This is a genomic window from Flavobacterium sediminis, from assembly GCF_003148385.1.
In the GTDB taxonomy this organism is placed as follows: Bacteria; Bacteroidota; Bacteroidia; order Flavobacteriales; family Flavobacteriaceae; genus Flavobacterium; species Flavobacterium sediminis.
The window spans coordinates 2,951,055-2,969,594 of sequence record NZ_CP029463.1; the positions used below are offsets into that span (position 1 = coordinate 2,951,055).

General features: G+C 35.6%; 19 protein-coding genes and 1 pseudogene. 13 read left to right on the top strand and 7 right to left on the bottom strand.

Going from position 1 to position 18,540, the window contains the following annotated elements; all coding sequences use genetic code 11:
* The first annotated feature begins 3 nt into the window (after positions 1-3).
* The 6 genes from DI487_RS16380 (at position 4) to DI487_RS13690 (ending at position 4,921) form a co-directional block, all read left to right on the top strand.
* Positions 4-546 carry a RagB/SusD family nutrient uptake outer membrane protein gene (locus DI487_RS16380; RefSeq protein WP_394335960.1) on the top strand — a complete coding sequence of 181 codons (543 nt, stop codon included), beginning with the start codon at positions 4-6 and terminating at the stop codon, positions 544-546.
* Positions 474-1,607: a RagB/SusD family nutrient uptake outer membrane protein gene (locus DI487_RS16385; RefSeq protein WP_394335961.1), complete on the top strand. Its 1,134-nt coding sequence runs from the start codon at positions 474-476 to the stop codon at positions 1,605-1,607. The genes DI487_RS16380 and DI487_RS16385 overlap by 73 nt, the downstream gene beginning before the upstream one ends.
* Positions 1,608-1,726: 119 nt before the next feature.
* Positions 1,727-2,662, top strand: coding sequence for an IPT/TIG domain-containing protein (locus DI487_RS13680; protein ID WP_109570133.1), 936 nt, complete (start codon positions 1,727-1,729; stop codon positions 2,660-2,662).
* 72 nt (positions 2,663-2,734) lie between these two features.
* A complete protein-coding gene (locus DI487_RS16390) occupies positions 2,735-3,427 on the top strand; it encodes a glycoside hydrolase family 27 protein (RefSeq protein WP_262497997.1) in 693 nt (230 codons plus the stop codon).
* Between the two features lie 5 nt (positions 3,428-3,432).
* On the top strand, positions 3,433-3,954 hold the full coding sequence (locus DI487_RS16395) for an alpha-amylase family protein (protein WP_262497998.1): 522 nt from the start codon (positions 3,433-3,435) through the stop codon (positions 3,952-3,954).
* A gap of 4 nt (positions 3,955-3,958) precedes the next feature.
* Positions 3,959-4,921: a glycoside hydrolase family 5 protein gene (locus DI487_RS13690; protein ID WP_109570134.1), complete on the top strand. Its 963-nt coding sequence runs from the start codon at positions 3,959-3,961 to the stop codon at positions 4,919-4,921.
* 82 nt (positions 4,922-5,003) lie between these two features.
* On the opposite strand, the gene DI487_RS13695 is transcribed toward DI487_RS13690, so the two are convergent.
* The gene (locus DI487_RS13695; protein ID WP_170108245.1) at positions 5,004-6,467 is read right to left on the bottom strand and encodes a TonB-dependent receptor; all 1,464 of its coding nucleotides are present in this window, start codon (positions 6,465-6,467) and stop codon (positions 5,004-5,006) included.
* 106 nt (positions 6,468-6,573) lie between these two features.
* Between DI487_RS13695 and DI487_RS13700 the strand changes: the two are divergent.
* From DI487_RS13700 to yaaA, 3 genes and pseudogenes are all read left to right on the top strand, one after another.
* A pseudogene (locus tag DI487_RS13700) lies at positions 6,574-7,346 on the top strand (MBL fold metallo-hydrolase).
* Between the two features lie 45 nt (positions 7,347-7,391).
* Complete coding sequence (locus tag DI487_RS13705; RefSeq protein WP_109570136.1) at positions 7,392-7,889, top strand: hypothetical protein; 498 nt, start codon at positions 7,392-7,394, stop codon at positions 7,887-7,889.
* A 91-nt stretch (positions 7,890-7,980) separates the two neighbouring features.
* Positions 7,981-8,739, top strand: a complete 759-nt coding sequence (gene yaaA, locus DI487_RS13710; RefSeq protein WP_109570137.1) for a peroxide stress protein YaaA — start codon at positions 7,981-7,983, stop codon at positions 8,737-8,739.
* On the opposite strand, the gene DI487_RS13715 is transcribed toward yaaA, so the two are convergent.
* The 5 genes from DI487_RS13715 to DI487_RS13735 form a co-directional block, all read right to left on the bottom strand.
* Entirely contained in the window at positions 8,729-9,487 is a 759-nt protein-coding gene (locus DI487_RS13715) for an alpha/beta fold hydrolase (RefSeq protein WP_109570138.1), read from the bottom strand. The genes yaaA and DI487_RS13715 overlap by 11 nt on opposite strands.
* A gap of 10 nt (positions 9,488-9,497) precedes the next feature.
* The gene (locus tag DI487_RS13720) at positions 9,498-9,680 is read right to left on the bottom strand and encodes a hypothetical protein (protein ID WP_109570139.1); all 183 of its coding nucleotides are present in this window, start codon (positions 9,678-9,680) and stop codon (positions 9,498-9,500) included.
* Between the two features lie 6 nt (positions 9,681-9,686).
* Positions 9,687-11,072, bottom strand: a complete 1,386-nt coding sequence (locus tag DI487_RS13725) for a radical SAM protein (RefSeq protein WP_109570140.1) — start codon at positions 11,070-11,072, stop codon at positions 9,687-9,689.
* Positions 11,044-11,805, bottom strand: coding sequence for a prolipoprotein diacylglyceryl transferase (locus DI487_RS13730; protein ID WP_109570141.1), 762 nt, complete (start codon positions 11,803-11,805; stop codon positions 11,044-11,046). Before DI487_RS13730 ends, DI487_RS13725 begins: the two co-directional genes overlap by 29 nt.
* Before the next feature lie 103 nt (positions 11,806-11,908).
* Positions 11,909-12,643, bottom strand: a complete 735-nt coding sequence (locus DI487_RS13735) for a DUF3108 domain-containing protein (protein ID WP_245896424.1) — start codon at positions 12,641-12,643, stop codon at positions 11,909-11,911.
* 569 nt (positions 12,644-13,212) lie between these two features.
* Between DI487_RS13735 and DI487_RS13740 the strand changes: the two genes are divergently transcribed.
* From DI487_RS13740 to DI487_RS13755, 4 genes are all read left to right on the top strand, one after another.
* Positions 13,213-14,811 carry a hypothetical protein gene (locus tag DI487_RS13740; RefSeq protein WP_109570142.1) on the top strand — a complete coding sequence of 533 codons (1,599 nt, stop codon included), beginning with the start codon at positions 13,213-13,215 and terminating at the stop codon, positions 14,809-14,811.
* Between the two features lie 12 nt (positions 14,812-14,823).
* A complete protein-coding gene (locus DI487_RS13745; RefSeq protein ID WP_146193480.1) occupies positions 14,824-15,408 on the top strand; it encodes a hypothetical protein in 585 nt (194 codons plus the stop codon).
* 42 nt (positions 15,409-15,450) lie between these two features.
* Positions 15,451-16,035 carry a DUF6705 family protein gene (locus DI487_RS13750; RefSeq protein WP_109570144.1) on the top strand — a complete coding sequence of 195 codons (585 nt, stop codon included), beginning with the start codon at positions 15,451-15,453 and terminating at the stop codon, positions 16,033-16,035.
* Positions 16,036-16,130: 95 nt separating this feature from the next.
* On the top strand, positions 16,131-16,658 hold the full coding sequence (locus tag DI487_RS13755) for a hypothetical protein (RefSeq protein WP_170108214.1): 528 nt from the start codon (positions 16,131-16,133) through the stop codon (positions 16,656-16,658).
* 286 nt (positions 16,659-16,944) lie between these two features.
* Here the strand turns inward: DI487_RS13755 and DI487_RS13760 are convergent, their stop codons facing one another.
* Entirely contained in the window at positions 16,945-18,537 is a 1,593-nt protein-coding gene (locus tag DI487_RS13760) for an MDR family MFS transporter (protein ID WP_109570146.1), read from the bottom strand.
* Positions 18,538-18,540: the final 3 nt, after the last annotated feature.

An 18,540-nucleotide genomic window follows, 5' to 3' on the forward strand; every position in this document is an offset into this window, starting at 1 on the left:
AAAATGAAAATGAATAAAAAAGTAATAGGACGTTTTACAGCAGTTTTAGCTTCTGTATTGATTCTGGCATCTTGTTCGCAAGATTTTACAGATAGACCTTCTGAAGATGCAATTAGTTTAGACTCTTACTATTCAACTAATGAACAAGTAGCATCTGCAACAAATGTATTATATTCCAGAACGTGGTTTAATTTTGAAACAAAGTTCTTTTTTGCAGTTGCAGAAGTAGGTTCCGGAAATATGTATACTAATTCATCAGATGTAAATGCATTACGCGATTTTTCAATGAATGGTAGTTATGCTATTTTGCAGGATGGATGGGCTTCATTATGGGCAAATATAGCACAGGCAAATGCCCTGATTAACTTTTTAGAGGAAAGAGTTGGACCGGATGTTGACCCTGAAGTTGTTCAGAATACAATCGGAGAGGCATACTTTTTAAGGGCTACAGCTTATTTCTATTTAGTACGTTTATGGGGGCTGTTCCGATTATTGAAAACAATCTGGATTATGCTAATTCTCCTCAAATTCCGACTAATAGAGTAGAGGATGTGTACACGCTGATTGAAATGGATTATTTGAAAGCTATTGATCGATTGTATGAAAAGAACAGAGGAAGTAACTATGCTGATAACGGACATGTTTCTAAAGGTTCGGCTAAAGCAATGTTAGCTAAAGTGTATCTATATGAACAAAAATATACAGAAGCAAAACAAATAGCAGAAGAAGTGATTAGTAGTGGTGAGTTTAAATTATTTGGCGGGCAAGAGCTTCCGGGTAAATCTTTTGCAGATCTATTCACATATCCTAATAATAATAATGAGGAATCAATCTTTGCTTTGCAATGGTTATGGGACGGAAATTACGGTTCCGGAAATATTTGTAACACTCAGTTCGGAATCAGTACAGGCAATTTAACAACTTCAAATTGTTCCTACGGAGGCGTTTTTGCACCTTCCCAAGATATTTTGAGTTTGTATGAGACTAACGATTTAAGAAGACATGAAACGATTATGTTTCCAGGAGAGGAGTATACAAATATTAAAGTACTTATTAATGGTGGACAAACTGAACAAATGGGCTTTATCGTACCGGCTGCAACAGCTATCGGTGGACAAGGAGCAGGAGCTGCAATTAAAAAATATGTAATTGGTATTGAAAACGGAAATGAAACCGGTCCGACTCAGACCAGCGGTAACGGAGCGATGTCTAATAATACCTATATCATGCGTTATGCAGAATTATTATTGATCCATGCTGAAGCTATATTAGCAGGTGGAGGAAGTACGAGTGATGTTTCGGCATTGAATTCTTTTAACGCAGTTAGAAACAGAGCCGGTTTACCTAGTGTAAGTTCTATTACATCAGAAGATATGTTTTTAGAAAGAAGAAAAGAGCTGGCTTTTGAAGGCGATTATTGGTTTGACTTGGGACGTAGACCAAGAGCAGAAGCAATAGCTATAATGTCAGCTCAAAATAGAGGAGACATGAATTATGCTCAATATTTTACGCCAACGGACGCAGATTTCTTATTAGATTATCCTGCTAATGAAGTGGCTAGAAATCCTAAGTTATTAGAGTCTCCGGTACCTTATGATTTTAACTAAAAAAAGAAATTTGATATGAAAAATAGAATTTTAAAAAGAATTACTGTTGCTGTTGTGACTGTATTTATCTTAGCTGTACAATTTTCTTGTTCAGATAGTGATCAGGATAATAGAGGGGGATGGTAAATCCTCCGGTCATAACAAGTGTAGTTTTGGCTAGTGATCCTGATTTAGAACCAGTTACTCAAGCGCAAGGAGGAACAATGGTCATTATTAGAGGATCTGGTTTTAACACGTTGAAAAATGTGTACTTTAATGATTTTGATACTTATTTCAACCCGGCAATGGTTACAGATACTGAGATTTTTGTAGCCATCGATATGGAGACACCTTATGAGGAAGATGCTCCTCAAACATTAAAAGTGGTGAATAAAAACGGAGAGTTTGTGTATCATTTTGTTGTAGCCCCACCAGCTCCGATTGTAAAAAGCTTTCAGCCGGTAAATGCTGTTGAAGGGGATCAAATTACAATTTACGGGAACTATTTCATAAACCCTACAGTTTCATTTGATGGTGCTCAGGCAACTGTTGTGTCTAATACTTTAACAGAAATTGTAGCTGTAATGCCGGCTAATGCACAGTATAAATATATTACAGTTGAGACTATTTCAGGTACAGCCTCTTGGGGTACAGCTGTAGGGACAGCAATTTACGATGACAATTTTTATGCACCTTGGACTATAGAAGCCTGGAATAATCATGTGTATGTTACTGATTTGGCAAATGCTTTTCAGGGAACTACATTTTTCAAAAAAGATATCCCGGGCTGGGATAATATTCAAGGAAACTGGGATTGGGACGATCAAATCTCTCAATATACCGGTATTAAATTTGCCGTTCGTTCAGATACTCCCGGAAAATTGGTTTTCATTTTCAACGGAAGTAACTGGGGAGATAGTAATTTCGCATTCGATACAACAACGGAATGGACAGAAGTGAGTTTTACTTGGCAACAGCTAAATAATGCAGACCACGTTCAAAATATCACTTTTCAAGAGTTTACAGGTGAGACACATACCTATTATTTTGATAATATTACATATACTGTTGATTAATAGATACCTATTTGAATTAGTTATTAATAAAAGCATCTTGATCTTCAAGATGCTTTTTTAAAATTATTAAAGATGAATAAAAAGAGCGTTATTTTATTGGTATTTCTGCTTTCAATGACTTTTATGCAAGCACAAAAGTTTATTGGTTTAGCTAAACAACCGCCTATGGGATGGAACTCGTGGAATACTTTTGAAATAAACATAGATGAAAAATTAGTAAAAGAAACCGCTGATTTGATAGTTTCAACAGGAATGAAAGAGGCAGGCTATGAATACATTGTATTGGATGACGGTTGGATGACAAAAGAAAGAGATGAAAACGGTGATTTGGTGCCTGATCCTTTAAAATTTCCTAGTGGAATGAAAGCTTTAGTCGAGTATGTTCATGCAAAAGGCTTAAAATTCGGATTGTATAATTGTGCAGGAACTCAAACTTGTGCGGGCTATCCAGGAACACGAGGATACGAATACCAAGATGCTCGTTTTTATGCGTCTTTAGGAATCGATTTTTTAAAATACGATTGGTGTAATACAGCAGGAATAGATGCTAAGGAAGCGTATACGACAATGAGTAAAGCGCTTAAAACAGCCGGAAGACCTATTGTTTTTAGTCTTTGTGAGTGGGGGATAACCAACCTTGGGAATGGGGTGAACCGATCGGGAATCTGTGGCGCATTTCAGGAGATATTTACCCGTGCTATGATTGTGAATACGTTCACAAAGAAGCAGCAGAGCCTTGGTCATCTTGGGGATTCTTTAAAATAGCAGAAATGCACAAAGGAATTCGCCAATATTCAGGACCAGATCATTGGAATGATTTTGACATGCTGGAAGTCGGAAACGGAATGAGCTATGAAGAAGATAAAAGTCATTTTACATTATGGTGTATGGTTGCTTCACCGTTAATTGCCGGAAATGATTTCAGAACGATGAAAAAAGAAACCCTTGAAATTCTGACAAATAAAGAACTGATAGCAATAAATCAAGATAAACTGGGAATACAAGGTTTTAAACATAGTGAAGAGAATGATCTGTCAATTTGGGTAAAACCCTTAGAAAACGGAAATTGGGCGATTAGCTTTTTTAATAAGAGCGATACAGAGCAAACGATAAATTTTGATTGGAAAGAACATCAGATCAAAGATGAGCTAAATGATTTAGAACTTTCTTTCGTTAAAGAAAACTATCAGATCAGAGATGCTTGGACGCATAAGGATTTGAAAACAACAAAAAAAGTGTTTAAAGCATCGATTAAATCACATGATGTTATTACTTTAATTTTAAAAAAATAATAAGATGAGGTATTTTGTTTTTTGGTGTACTTTTTTCTTGACTACAGTACAGGCTCAGTTTGTAAAAAACAATGGTGCTTTGCAAGTTGAAGGAACCCAGTTGGTTAATCAATATGGTAAACCGGTAGTGTTAAGAGGAATGAGTTTCGGATGGCATAGTTTTTGGCCCCGTTTTTATAATAAAAAAGCTGTAAAATGGCTTAAAAAAGATTGGCATTGCAATGTGGTAAGAGCTGCTATGGGTATTGAAGGAGGAGACGAAAATAAGACTTACAAAGATAATCCGGAGTTTGCCAAGGCTAAGGTCAAAGCCGTGATAGAAGGCGCTATTAAAGAGAATATTTATGTAATCGTTGATTGGCATAGTCACAATATAAATTTGGAAGAAGCTAAAGAATTCTTTGCAGAAATTGCTAAAGAATATGGTAAATACCCAAATATTATCTATGAAGTTTTTAATGAACCGGATGAAGAGAGTTGGGAGGAAGTGAAAACCTATGCTGAAGAAGTTATTGCAGTGATCAGAGCAATTGATTCCGATAATGTTATCTTGGTAGGGTGTCCGCATTGGGATCAGGATATTCATTTACCGGCCGCAGATCCTATCAAAGGGTATAAAAACCTGATGTATACAATGCATTTTTATGCGGCGACTCATGAAAAATGGCTACGAGATAGGGTAGATGCAGCTATGGCAAATGGTTTACCTGTTTTTATTTCTGAAAGTGCCGGAATGGAGGCTACCGGAGACGGTCCTTTAGATTATAAATCATGGCAGGAATATATCGATTGGATGGAAAGCAAAAAATTGAGCTGGATTACATGGTCGGTTTCAGATAAAGACGAAACATGTTCTGTACTCCGAAAAACAGCAAAATCGGAAGGAAATTGGAAACTGTCGGATCTGAAAGAATCGGGAGTTAAAATAAGAGAAGTTTTAAGAGAATTGAATAAAGAGAATTATTAGTTAAATAGATAAAAAAAGCCGAACATTTTTGTTCGGCTTTTTATTATTTTTTCAATTCAAGACTAAGTTGAAAGTTATTATTTTATTTTTCAGCTAACTCTTTTTCTTTTTTATCATAGTAACCGAATAAATGGTGCGTTTTGATAATTTCAGCAGTACCGGATGGTACCATGGTTTCCCAACCGCTTTCACCGTTATTGATCATTTTCAATATTTTTCGGGAGAAGATATCAAGATTCTCTTCTTCATAATCCTGAATGTCGACTACTTTACCGTTAAATTTAAAGAATTTGTACAATTCTTTCATTCTTGGATATACTTTCAGATTGTCGGAGTTGATGATGTTACCATCTTCATCTTTCATCGGATACAGGTAAACTTTAAGGTCACGGTAGAATAATTTACCGAAAGCCTCTAAAATACCACCCGATAAATGGCGGTAATATTTTTCGTCAAAAATTTCAACCAGATTGCTAACGCCCATAGTTAATCCCATACGAGCTTTAGTATAGTTAGAGAAATATTCGACTACTTTATAATACTCCTGGAAGTTTGATATCATTACCGTTTGTCCTAAAGAACATAATAATTCCGCTCTGTCCAAAAAGTCTCTTTCGTCAATTTCCCCTTCTGCTTTTAAGTTAGAAAGCGTAATTTCAAAGACCACAAAAGTATTCTCTTCGTCTACTTTATTTTCACGAATAAACATGTCGTATGACTTTTTGTACATATTCATGTTTACTTTAGTAACCGGTCTGAAACTACCTCTAAGCGCCAAGATATTCTTTTTATAAAGAACAGCAGCCGGTAAGATATTATTTCCGTCAGGACCAAACATTACAGCGTCAGTCATACCGTTTTTAACCAATTGTAAACTCATTAATCGGTTGTCTACATTAGCAAAACGCGGACCGGAAAAATTGATAGTATCTATTTCTAATTGATCTTTGTCTAAATGGTCATATAAATAACGCAATAATTTTTTAGGGTCATTGTGCTTGTAAAAAGCGCCATAGATCAGGTTAACCCCTAAAATCCCTAAAGTTTCTTGTTGCAAACGGGCATCATTCTCTTTAAAACGGATGTGGAGAATAATTTCATTGTAATCTTCATCAGGTTCTACCTGAAATTTAATTCCGACCCAACCGTGACCTTTGAATTTTTTTGCAAAATCGATAGTGGCAACGGTGTTTGCATAACTGAAGAATATTTTATTAGGATGTTTGTCGCGTTTTAAACGATCTTCAATAATTCTCGTTTCGTGAGCCAGCATTTTTTTTAACCGACTTTCTGTGACGTAACGACCGTCTTCTTCAATGCCATAAATGGCATCACTAAAATCTTTATCATATGCAGACATGGCTTTGGCAATGGTTCCTGAAGAAGCTCCTGCTCTGAAAAAATGACGGACAGTTTCCTGACCAGCTCCGATCTCGGCAAAAGTACCGTAAATATTATCGTTTAGATTAATTCGTAAGGCTTTGTCTTTGATGGATGGAATTTGTTCAATTTCCTTGTCTCCTCGTAGTTTAATATCGGTAACCATGCTTCTCATCTGCAATGATAATTAGGGAAAAATTTTAGTTTGTTTGTTTACGGCAAAGTTAATCAATTTGTAAAAGATAGCCTAATTATTTTTATTTTTGTAAGGTATGAAAGAAGCAAAATTATACTTTTTAGGTACCGGAACTTCTCAGGGAATTCCGGTTATCGGTAGTGACCATCCGGTGTGTTTAAGTAAGGATCCTAAGGATAAAAGACTTAGAGTTTCGGTTTGGATCAATTCCGGTGATTTTTCTGTTGTAATTGACTGCGGACCAGATTTTCGTCAGCAAATGTTACAAAGCAAATGTAAACATGTAGACGCTATTTTGTTTACTCATGAGCATGCAGATCATACTGCCGGACTGGATGACATCAGACCGTTTTATTTTAAACAGGGGATATTCCGGTATACGGACACAAAAGGGTGCTGAATAATCTGGCACGACGTTTTGATTATATTTTTGAAACCGAAAATAAATATCCGGGAGCTCCTTCTGTTACTCAGGTTGAAGTCAGGGAAGATGAATCTTTTACAATTAAAGACATCGTAATAGAACCGATCAATGCCTGGCACGGTTCGTTACAGGTTTTCGGGTACAAACTGTTGGATATAGTCTATCTGACTGATGTGAAACGTATCGATATAAGTGAGATAAACAAGATAAAAGGCTGTAAAGCTTTGGTTATAAATTGTTTGCGTGAAGAACCACACAATACGCATTTTAATTTAGAAGAAGCTTTAGATTTTATATCTTTGGTGCAACCTGAAAAGGCTTATTTAACGCATATAAGTCACATTTTCGGATTTCATGAAGAAATACAGGCTAAACTACCGGATAATGTGTATGTGGCCTATGATAATCTGGAAATTTCCTTGTGATGAGAAAGCATATAAAATAATAACAATAGAATTAATATATTACTGATGAAAAAAAATATCATTTTATTCCTTTTTGTTTTTTCTTTTTTGATCAATGTATTTCAATATGTCAATGCTACTAAAATTTTAGAAGCTAAAGAGCACGAGGTAGAAAGAACAAAAGAGCATTTAAAAATTGCCCGTGACTCAATAACACTGGTACAATACAACGATTATTTTGATATTGAAAAAGATCAGGATGCACAAGATTATTTCTACAATAAAGATTTAGATTACCAAAAAGTAATGGCTAAGGTAAATGAAGATTTAGTTTCCTTGAACACGAATCCAAAAGGAAATGCACTAGTACCTTATGAACCGATTGACGGTAAACCATTTTTAGTGAACAAAGCGAAGGTTTTAAATCACAGGTGGATCATTGCTGAATTCTCTAACGGTGATCTTTGGGGACAAATTCTGGTGAAGTATTTCTTCAATGAAGATAAACCGACTGATTTCGAAACGATAGAGACGGTTTTATACGAAAAGCAGAGACAACAATAAGATTTCTCTATAATCGTATCAATTCTTTTCATTTTTAACCATTTAGGCAGAAAGTACAATTTTGTATTTTTGAGACTAAACAATTGAACGTATGAAAATAGTTATATCTCCGGCCAAATCATTGGATTTTGAAACGGCAATCCCAACGCAAGAGTTTACTGAGTCACAATTCTTAGATAAAGCCAATAGCATTCAAAAAGTTTTAAAAAAGAAAAAGCCTAAGGATCTGATGGAATTGATGCACATTTCAGAAAAGTTAGCCGATTTGAATTGGCAACGCAATCAGGAATGGCAGTTACCGTTTACTCTTGAAAATGCACGGCAAGCTGTATATGCTTTTAACGGTGATGTATATGTCGGTTTAGATGCTTATTCAATTCCGGTTGAAAAACTCCCTGTTTTACAAGATAAATTGAGAATTCTTTCAGGTTTGTACGGTGTATTAAAACCATTAGATCTGATACAGCCTTATCGTTTAGAGATGGGAACTTCATTAGCTGTCGGTACTAAGAAGAATTTATATGAATTCTGGAAAAAGAAAATTACGGATGCATTGAATAAAGAGCTTCAAAAAGAGGAGCTATTTCTCAATCTGGCGAGTAACGAATATTTCAGTGCAGTAGATGTAAAAGTTTTAAAAGTTCCGGTCATTACTCCTGAATTTAAAGATTACAAAGACGGAAAGCTGAAAATGATTAGTTTTTTTGCTAAAAAAGCACGCGGCTTAATGGTTCGTTATATTTTGGATCACAATGTAGAAACACTTGAAGAGCTGAAAAACTTCAACTATGATGGTTATGCTTTTGATGCCAATCTGAGCAAGGGTAACACATTAGTTTTTACGCGATAATTTTTTTAATAAAACGAACACTTTCCCGTAGAACAAGTTCCGGATTTTCTTTGTGCACTGTATGTCCTGCCTCAGAAACAATAAGAGAAGCAGAAGGACCTTCTGTTTGGGTAACGATCTTTTTCACCTGTTCCGGAGAACCGAATTCGTCATTTTCACCTTGTATAATAAGGGATTTACATGATATTTGTCTTACAAAGTGTTCAATGTTCCAGGTTCTATATTCCGGAGAAGTCCAGGTTTTTGTCCAGGCATTAAATAAAGCTTCCGTTTTGTCACCGTGATAACGTTCCAGTTTTTGTTTTAAAGACGTTGTCTTATAATTCAGAACAGCCTCCTGAATTCCTTTTAATGTAACATCTTCTACAAAGATATGTGCTCCTTGGGTAATGATACCGATGGTTTTTTCAGGGTATTTGGCGGCAAAGATAAGTGCTATAGATCCACCATCACTGAAGCCAAATAAAACAGCTTTTTCAATTTCCCGGAATTCCATCAGATCGGCTAAAATATCGGCTTCCTCTTCTAAATAATTTACATCTCGTTTTGAATATGAGAAAGGACAGGATCTTCCATAACCTTGTCGGTCATAGAGTAGTACATTACAGTGCGTCTGTCTGGCCAGTTGTTCAGGAAAATCCCGCCATAGTTCCATACAGCCCAGTGAGTCATGTAAAAAAATGAGAGTAGGCTGATCAGGATAGTTGGTTATTTTTTTAAAAGCTATTTGGGAAAGGTCTAAAGACATTTTGATTCGTTTAAGATAACATGGCACCGCAAATCCCGGCTCCGATTAAAAAATAGATTCCCGCAGCAATGAAAAGCTTTTTAGCGGTAGACGGTTTCTTTTTTCGGATGATTAAGCCAATAATAACCATTAGAATGGCCGGACTGTGAAATAATAAGTAAATGATTATGATTAAAGAAAGTAAGCCTTCCATAGCGATTTAATTAATGAGGTTATCCAAAATTTTTCTTTTTTCATCCCGGTAAAAGAGATTCATGGTCTCAAAAGGAATTATTTTATTATCCTTATTGACTATATGAACGCAGGATTTTTTTATGGCTCTCACATCAAAATTATGAGCATCAATAAATTGCATAATGATGATACGGAATAAATTGTCGTATCCTAAATCAGGCGCTTCAACAAACGGTAAACAGCACAACAAGGAATGCAATTTCTCAGAAGCCTTATCCGTAGAAGTTCCGGTGCTGAAAATTTCAAACATTTTTTGTTGTAAGGCTTCATCCTGCTCGTAAACAATAGTATTTTTACTGTTGTCTAACAGATCTGCCGGATTAATATAGCGGGTTAAAGGTAATACATTTCCGTTTAGTTTTAAGGCATATCCCATAACCAGGGCATCCGAATTGCAAGGAACAGGGATCAGGTCATCTGATTCGAAAACAGTAGTTTGTTCCAGTATTTTTCGTCGGACTTCGGTTAATGTGATACGATCGGTTTGTGAATCAAAGTTTTCCAGTCTTCCGGCAATTTGTGTAGGTTGAAAAGTAACACCTCTTACGCATTGTTGCTGAAGTGCAAATTCAATCACTTCTCCGATTTCATTGTCGTTCAGTCCTTTTTGTAAAGTAACCACCAGAGTTGTTGACAAATTGAGTACATTCAGGTGTTTCAGCGTCTGCATTCTCATTTTACTCAATTCGGCTCCCCGCATAGACTTTAAAACGACGTCATTAAAAGAATCAAATTGCAGATAAATTTCAAAATCAGGGGTATATGTTTTCAATCGCTTAGCAAATTCAAAATCCTTTGCGATAGCAATACCGTTCGTATTTACCATCAGATGTTTGATCGGCAGGGATTTGGCATAATCTAAGATCTCAAAAAATTGTGGGTGTAGAGTAGGTTCTCCTCCGCTAATTTGAACAACGTCGGGTTCTTTTTCATTTTTTACAATCGTATCAAGCATGGTTTTCACTTCTTCAAGTGTTCTGTGCCTGCCATAAGTAGGAGAGGAACCTGCATAACAAGTAGGACAGGTTAAATTACAACGGTCGGTAATCTCAATTACAGTTAAACAGGAATGTTGCTCGTGATCCGGACACAAACCGCAATCATAGGGACAGCCATAATGTGTTTTAGTATTAAACACATAAGGCATTTCAGAGGGTTTATTGTAATTCCGGATGTTTTTGTAATATTCTTTATCATCGGCAATTAAAACTTTAGAAGCACCATGTTCCGGACATCTTTTTAACATAAAGACTTTTTGTCCTTCAAAAACAATTTTAGCATCAATTCGCTTTAAACATTCCGGACATAAGCTTAATGTAAAATCATAGTAAGTATATTTTCTGACAGGCATAAACAACGTATTTTTTTAGGGTTTTGCTATAATAAAGGAAACAAATGATACACAACCATTGAATACTACTTAGTCCTGAAATAAAGAAAGTATTCGGCTTTAAGAATTCAACGGCAAAGCGCCATGAAAAGTATGCGATCATAAAAAATTTAAAAAGGGTACCGTTTTCAAGTTTTTTGTTTTCCCATAAATATTTTAAGAGCCAGAATAAACCTGCTAAGAAGAATAATTCATAAAGAGCAATAGGATGTCTTTTAATACCATCGCCCAGATTTATACCAAGAAAAAGAGAAGTCGGTTTCCCGTACGTAAACTCCCGTATGCCGCTTAAAAAACAGCCGATACGCCCTATGAAGATTCCCAGGATCAAAGGAAGTGTAAACAAATCACCGGATGATTCTTTTTCACGGATTATTTTTTTGGCTAATTCAACACCGATAAGTCCTCCGAATAATCCACCCATAATGGTTTTAGCATTCAGGATACGGATCAGGTGATCAGAGCTGAAATGAAAGACCGGGTTTTCAAGAAAAGCAAAAAATCGGGAACCTATAAAAGCTCCTACAATAGCTCCTAAAAGGATGGATAATCTGTTTTTTCCGGTAATAGCATCACTTTTCGTTCTTTTTAAATAAAGGTAATATCGGAAACCGATGAAAAAAGCTAAATATTCTAATAGTAAATGTACATTGACTGAAGTTCCGAAAACTTGCGGTTCAAATGGGATGTTCATTCTTTATATATTGTACGTCAAATATAATTCTTTTATAAAGAGAGCGCATCTATAAAAAGAAAAACTACACCTTTAAGGTGTAGTTTTATAGTAGTTAAAACAATTAGTCGATTAATTCCATAAGCATTTTTTTACCTTTAATATCTATTTCCTGTTTCAATACCTTTCGGCTGCTTTTTTCAATGTAATAAGTGGAAACAACTTCGTTATCTGAAATATCATCTGTTGTAGTAACAATCCAGGTTTCTTTTGGAAGGCCATGACTCAGCAAAGTACTATCTTTTACTTGTGTAATTGTTGCTGTAATCACACCGATTTTAGCTACCGGATTATAATCAAAAATAGAAATAATGTCGGAGTATCCCTCTTTTAAGGGGAGCCAACGAATCAGTTGCGGATAAAAATTACTATCAAAGTAAGATTCATCTGCTTTTTCTAAGATCATTACTTTTTTATTATTCATTTTATCCAGATAATAACCGGTAATTTCTTCCTTAAAGTGGAGTGCCATATCCCTTTGTTGATTGTATGAAGAATGATAAACCGGTTTAAAGCGATCCGTTTTTACAATTGTACTGTCAACCCATTTTACTGGTGAGCGGTTCAGATCAATGGTAGAGATGACTATCAGCTCATTTCCTTTTTTTTGAACATCAGTCTGAATAGTTCCTATTTCAATTTTCATAGTGTCTTGCAGGACAAACCATTTCATTTTTGAAGATTCATTTTTTACCAAACTATAATCCACAGGATTATTTTGAGGGCTCAATGGAGCCTGACCGAATGAGAAGAGTACAATACCCATTGAAAGAATAAGACTGAAGATTGTTTTTTTCATGATTTTACTTTTCTTAATATGTATAGGTTTTAATTAAAAGTTACATTAAGAATAATAGTATTTTAAGATATTAAACATACAATGTTTTGATTGTTAGTGTTTTGTGGTCTTTTTTAAAAAAGTTGAAACGAACTACTTTAGGGGTAAAGTGCTCATTAGACAAGTAATGAGATAACTATTTAAAATAAATTGCTAAAACCAAAACTTTAACAAAATATACATTTTTTCTGTATCCAAGTTAACAACTTTAGGCGCTACCTTTGTTTCAGGTTAATAGCAGTAATTTTATTTCTTATCAAGAACATTTAGTCCCGAAATCCTTTCGGGACTTTTTGTTTTTGTGGATTTTTTACGTCTCGTGGGGATAAAATATGAAATTTTAACAAAATATACATTTTTTCTGTATCCGAGTTATAAGGACAATGCTATACATTTGATCCCGATTCACTTATCAAAATTTTGTTTTCTTTCAGTGTGTAATCACCAGAAAGTATGACTTGTCCCGAAACGGATCATAAACCCTTTTCAGCCGTCGTATTGAAAAAAGAAAAGGTTATAATGTTTATTAAATGAAATTAAAACGAAAGAAAAGGCTGCTCTTAGGTTTATCGGGGCTCTTAGTGCTGCTTTTAACCAACTGCGAAAAAGACTACCCGGAAGCAACGCTAAACAATAAGTTAACAACCTCCCGCTTTGACATTCGGGTTCTGAACAGTGAACAGATCCGGTCCAATGCTAAGGTTATGGACGAATTACAAAAGATTGCAGGGCAAACCAAAGCACAAGCCACCGGAACGGGAACACCAATAGGTACTTCCCGAATCCTTTACAATTCAACCTACGGCTTTTCCGTAAACACCGCTTATGTGAAATACGTGGAAGATACCACAACGGGGAAACATTCCTATAACTTTCCGCTCACGCGGGACAGTTTGGTCACTTCCCATTTGGAAAACCTCTTGCTATCGTCACGTTCCGACGGGAGTTACGATGCGTATATCGTAGAATATGGTTTTTCAAAGGACGAATACAATGCTGTGTCTCAAACAACGCTGAACAACACAACGACCCGTTATTATCCGATAGATTTTGACACTTCGGTCTTTAACAGCGGCGAGTTAAACAAAATGGTGCTGGAATACAGTTGTGTAGAAATATGGTCATTGGAAGTCGTACCGGCCCACCAGGGCGATAACACAGGTGGCGAACTCTACACGGAAGAATGGGTATTGGTCTCCAACGAATGCACTTGGAATTACTACGATGACGAAACAGATGGCAGCGGCGGAAGTACCACAACAACAACCGGAGTAGAGACCTCGGGCGGTGTAGGCGGTAGTGCCGGAGGTACAAGCACAACAGGAGATAGCTCTGATAGTGGCGACAATACAGATATAGGCGATACCTGCAAAGGTTGCGGCGACAGTGATATCATATCCAGCCCGGCAACAGAGCCGGCAGAAGAACCCGAAACGCCTTGCGACAGAATAAAAGCCGGAACAGGCAGTGCGGCATATAAACAAAAATTTAAAGCCTTAAATACACCGGAAAAGTTTAATTTAGACCATGAAACCGGTTTTTACGAACAGGAAATTAACGGGGTAAAACAGTATGTAGACGGAGTAGCTGATGGAAACCATACACTAAATATAGTGCAAGGTTCTTTAAATGCGACTCATGTGCATAATAACAAGCCAGAGACAGATACCGATGGTAACACTTTTGATGCCCAAATTAAAATGCTTTCTCCTAAAGATTTAGTCATGTTAATAACAACTATTAACAATTCCAATGGGACAACGCCAGAAAATGCTTTTGTAGTTATGGTTTCAAATGAAAGTATATTTGCTATTACTATTACTGAACCAATTGGTGTTTTAAGTGAAGAGACAAAAACTTTTTTAAGAGGTTGGAAAGAAGATTATGGCGATAAGGCAAAAGATATCTTAAGGGAATATTCTACAATAAGTGGTAGAAAAAAAGAACTTCAAAAACTGTTTTTAGGCGCTTTGAGAGACACTCAATTATATAATAAAATAGCTTTATTTGAAGGACAGGTGGAAAATGAAGATACTTCTGATATTAACAATTATACTATAGCATGGACTCAAAAAACACTAAAAAATACTTTTTTTGGGCTAACAATAGAAGAAACACCATGCGATTAAAACATAATAATTATGAAAACACTATTTAAAATCCTCACTTTACTATTAATTAGTTTGAATGTACAGTGTCAGACAGTAACTACTGTTGTCCCTTATAGAACATTAGATTACCCCAACGGTGCTTATTTAAAAGATTTGGACAACGAATTTCCGTTTTGGTTGGGAACATGGGAAGGAACAGCCGATAATAAAAAGTATACTTTTACTTTTGTATTATTTCAAAAGCATTTAAGAACAGTTCCAAGTGGTAGATACGAGTTTAAAGACAAAGTTGTAGGTAAGCTAAAAGTAACCGACTTAGCTACAAATCAAGTGATTTATGATGAATCTTCTTTTGCTAATTTTGATGATTATATTATAAAAGGGAATGTAATATATGGAAGGGAGTTCTATTTTGGTTTTTATGATAAAGAGAACCATTGCAACAATAGTGCTGACTTTACTTTAGTAAGATATGATAATAACCCTAACCAGATACTCTATAAGAACTTTAGTTATGGAGAGTATTTTACATTGGACGGACCATGTCCTTACAATGACCAGTTAGATATTCCTATGTTTTTACCTAAAGTAGATCTGATGTTGACGCGACAATAATTTTTAGGATTAAAGATTTGGTTTTGTAAGGAAAATAGCGATATGAAAACACTATTAAATATTCTCTGCCTGTTATTAATTAGTATAAATGTAAATTGTCAGGTTACTCAAATACTACCTTTAAATGGAGGAGAGATGAGCTACGGCTCTTATAGAAAAGACTTAAATAATGAGCTGCCATTCTGGGTGGGTACATGGGAAGGAGTCTCTAATGGTAAAAAATACGTTTTTGAATTCACGTTTTTTCAACAACACTTAAGTCAATATGACATAGATAAATATTATTATTATGATGAAATAAAAGGGAAATTTAAAGTAATAGATTTAAACACGAATGCTATTTTATATAATGGTCTTAATGCTACAGTTTATGATGATTACACAATAACTAATCTTGTTCTTAGGGGCAATAGTTTATTGTTACTCTTTCAAGACGGCGAGATCAATTGTTGCAATACAGCTGAGTTTTATCTGATCAAAGACAGTAACAGTCCTGACCAAATTATGTATAAAGATTTTAGCTATGGAGAATATGGTTGTTTATCTAACAATCCATGCCTTTACAATGACCAGTTAGATATTCCCATGTTTTTGCCGACTCAAGATTTTGTATTAACAAGACAGTAATTAGAACGTTGGTTTTGAGGATTAATTCAAAACCAACGTTTAAAAAAGTAAAGATGAAAATACTATTTAAAATCCTCGCTTTACTATTAATTAGTTTGAATGTACAGTGTCAGGTCTTACCATTATATACTCCAAGTTTTGAACGAACTAATGGAGCATACTTAAAAGATTTAGATGATGTCCAGTCTTTTTTGGAAGGGACGTGGATAGGTATAATTAATGATAAAGAATACACCTTTCAGTTTGTTAAATTACCCCACCATTTAATTTCTTATGGGGATGTTAATTATTATGAAGATATACTTAAAGTTAAATTTAAAGTAGTAGATTTAGTTGCGAATCAATTGATATATAGTGATTTGCAGGTTGTTGATTTTGATGATTATAAGATAAATTTATCATATTATGGTAATAATATTGGGTATTCTTTTTATTATGAAGATGAAATGAATTGTAGTAATTCTGCTAAATTCTATATTTATAGAATTGATAATAATACAGATCAAATAGAATATAAAAACTTTATTTATGATGAATATTGGGATTGGGATTGTTCCTATACCGACCAGTTAGATATTCCCATGTTTTTACCTAAAGTAGATCTGATGTTGACGCGACAATAGTTTTTAGGATTAAAAACAGAATAAAGGAAAAACTTCTAAAAACTTTAACAAAATATACATTTTTTCTGTATCCGAGTTAGGTTTAGTCTGCCGTATATTTGTGATGGTTAATAGCAGTAATTTTTATTTCTTATCAAGAACATCTAGTCCCGAAATCCTTTCGGGACTTTTTGTTTTTGTCGATTTCGTTCTCCAAAAAGAGTGTATTATAAAACATAGATAGCCAAAAGCAAAAAGCTCTTTCTTTTAAAAGAAAGAGCTTTTCTGATTAACAAATTAAATGAGATTAGTGCATTGCATCACTAAGATTGACGTTTCCTTTTCCTTTTTTAATGAGTAGGATAAACGGAATACAAATTAAGAACAGCAATCCTAAGTACATAAAAACATCCATATAGGACAATACTGTACTTTGTTGGGTCACTGACAGATCAATTAGCTGGTAAGCTTTGTTCAATGCTTCATTGGGACTAAATCCTTTGGCTATAAATCCTTGTTGTAAAGCATAGATCCTTTGTTGTACCTGAGTATTAGCTCCGTCAATATTTTTGATCAGATTCACTCGGTGGTCTTGTGATAATCTGGAAATAAAAGTTGTAATAATGGCAATACCGAATGAACCTCCTAACTGACGTAACATTCCGGTAAAAGCAGCTCCTTCACCGATTCCTTTTCCGCTTAAAGTGGAAAGCGAAAGAGTAGTGATCGGAACAAACAGCAATCCTAAACCGAATCCGCGAACGATCAGTGGCCAAAACATGTGTTCTTCACCGGTATCGGGAGTCATAATGTTATGCATCCAGAACGTAAAAATAAAGAACATTAAAAAGCCTATAGCGACCAGATAGGGTTGAGGTACGCCTTTTTGGATCAGTTTACCGATGATCGGCATCATAAAAGCCGTCATCAAGGAACTCGGGATCAGCAATAAACCGGCGTCGGTTGCGGTCCACCCTAAAATAGACTGCGTATAGATCGGAATAATGAATGTAGAGCCATACAATCCGAAACCGAGTACAAAACTTAAAATGGTTCCTACTCTCAGGTTATTGTCCCTCAGAACCCGAAGATTCACTATCGGATATTCGTAGACGAGCTCCCTCCAAATGAAGAAGAACAAACCGACAAAGCTCATAATACTGACGACAACTATAGTACTGTCATTAAACCAGTCGTCCTGTTGTCCGTGCTCCAGAACAAATTGCAGCGAACCGATAAACATAGCCAGCGTAATGATTCCCCACCAGTCAACCTGATTGCTTTTTAATTTATCACCGTATTTCGGACTTTTAACGTAAGTTAAAGTTAACAAGGTTGCAATAATTCCAATCGGTACGTTGATGTAAAAGATATAAGGCCAGGAGTAATTATCTACCAGATAACCTCCTAACGGCGGACCCAATGTAGGTCCTACAATTACACCCATACCGTAAATAGCTTGTGCCATACCTCTTTTTTCCACCGGATAACTTTCGGTAATGATCGTTTGAGAAGTAACCAAAAGGGCTCCGCCACCTAATCCCTGAATGAATCGGAAGAGAACTAATTCCCAAATTCCGGAAGCATTTCCGCATAAGAATGAGGAAAAGGTGAAAATGATAATAGAAGCGGCAAAATAATTTCGTCTACCGAATTGTTGAGATAGCCAACTGGTCATTGGGATTACAATTACGTTAGCAATAGCATAAGCCGTAATTACCCAAGCCACATCGGTTAAGGTAGCTCCCAGACTTCCACGCATGTCGTTCAAGGCTACGTTAACAATGGTAGTATCTACAATTTCTAATAAGGCACACAATACGGCAGTGACGGTAATAATAACCCTGTCAATGCCATACAGTACCAAATCGTCATTTTGTATGGTTCCTGATGCGCTCATATC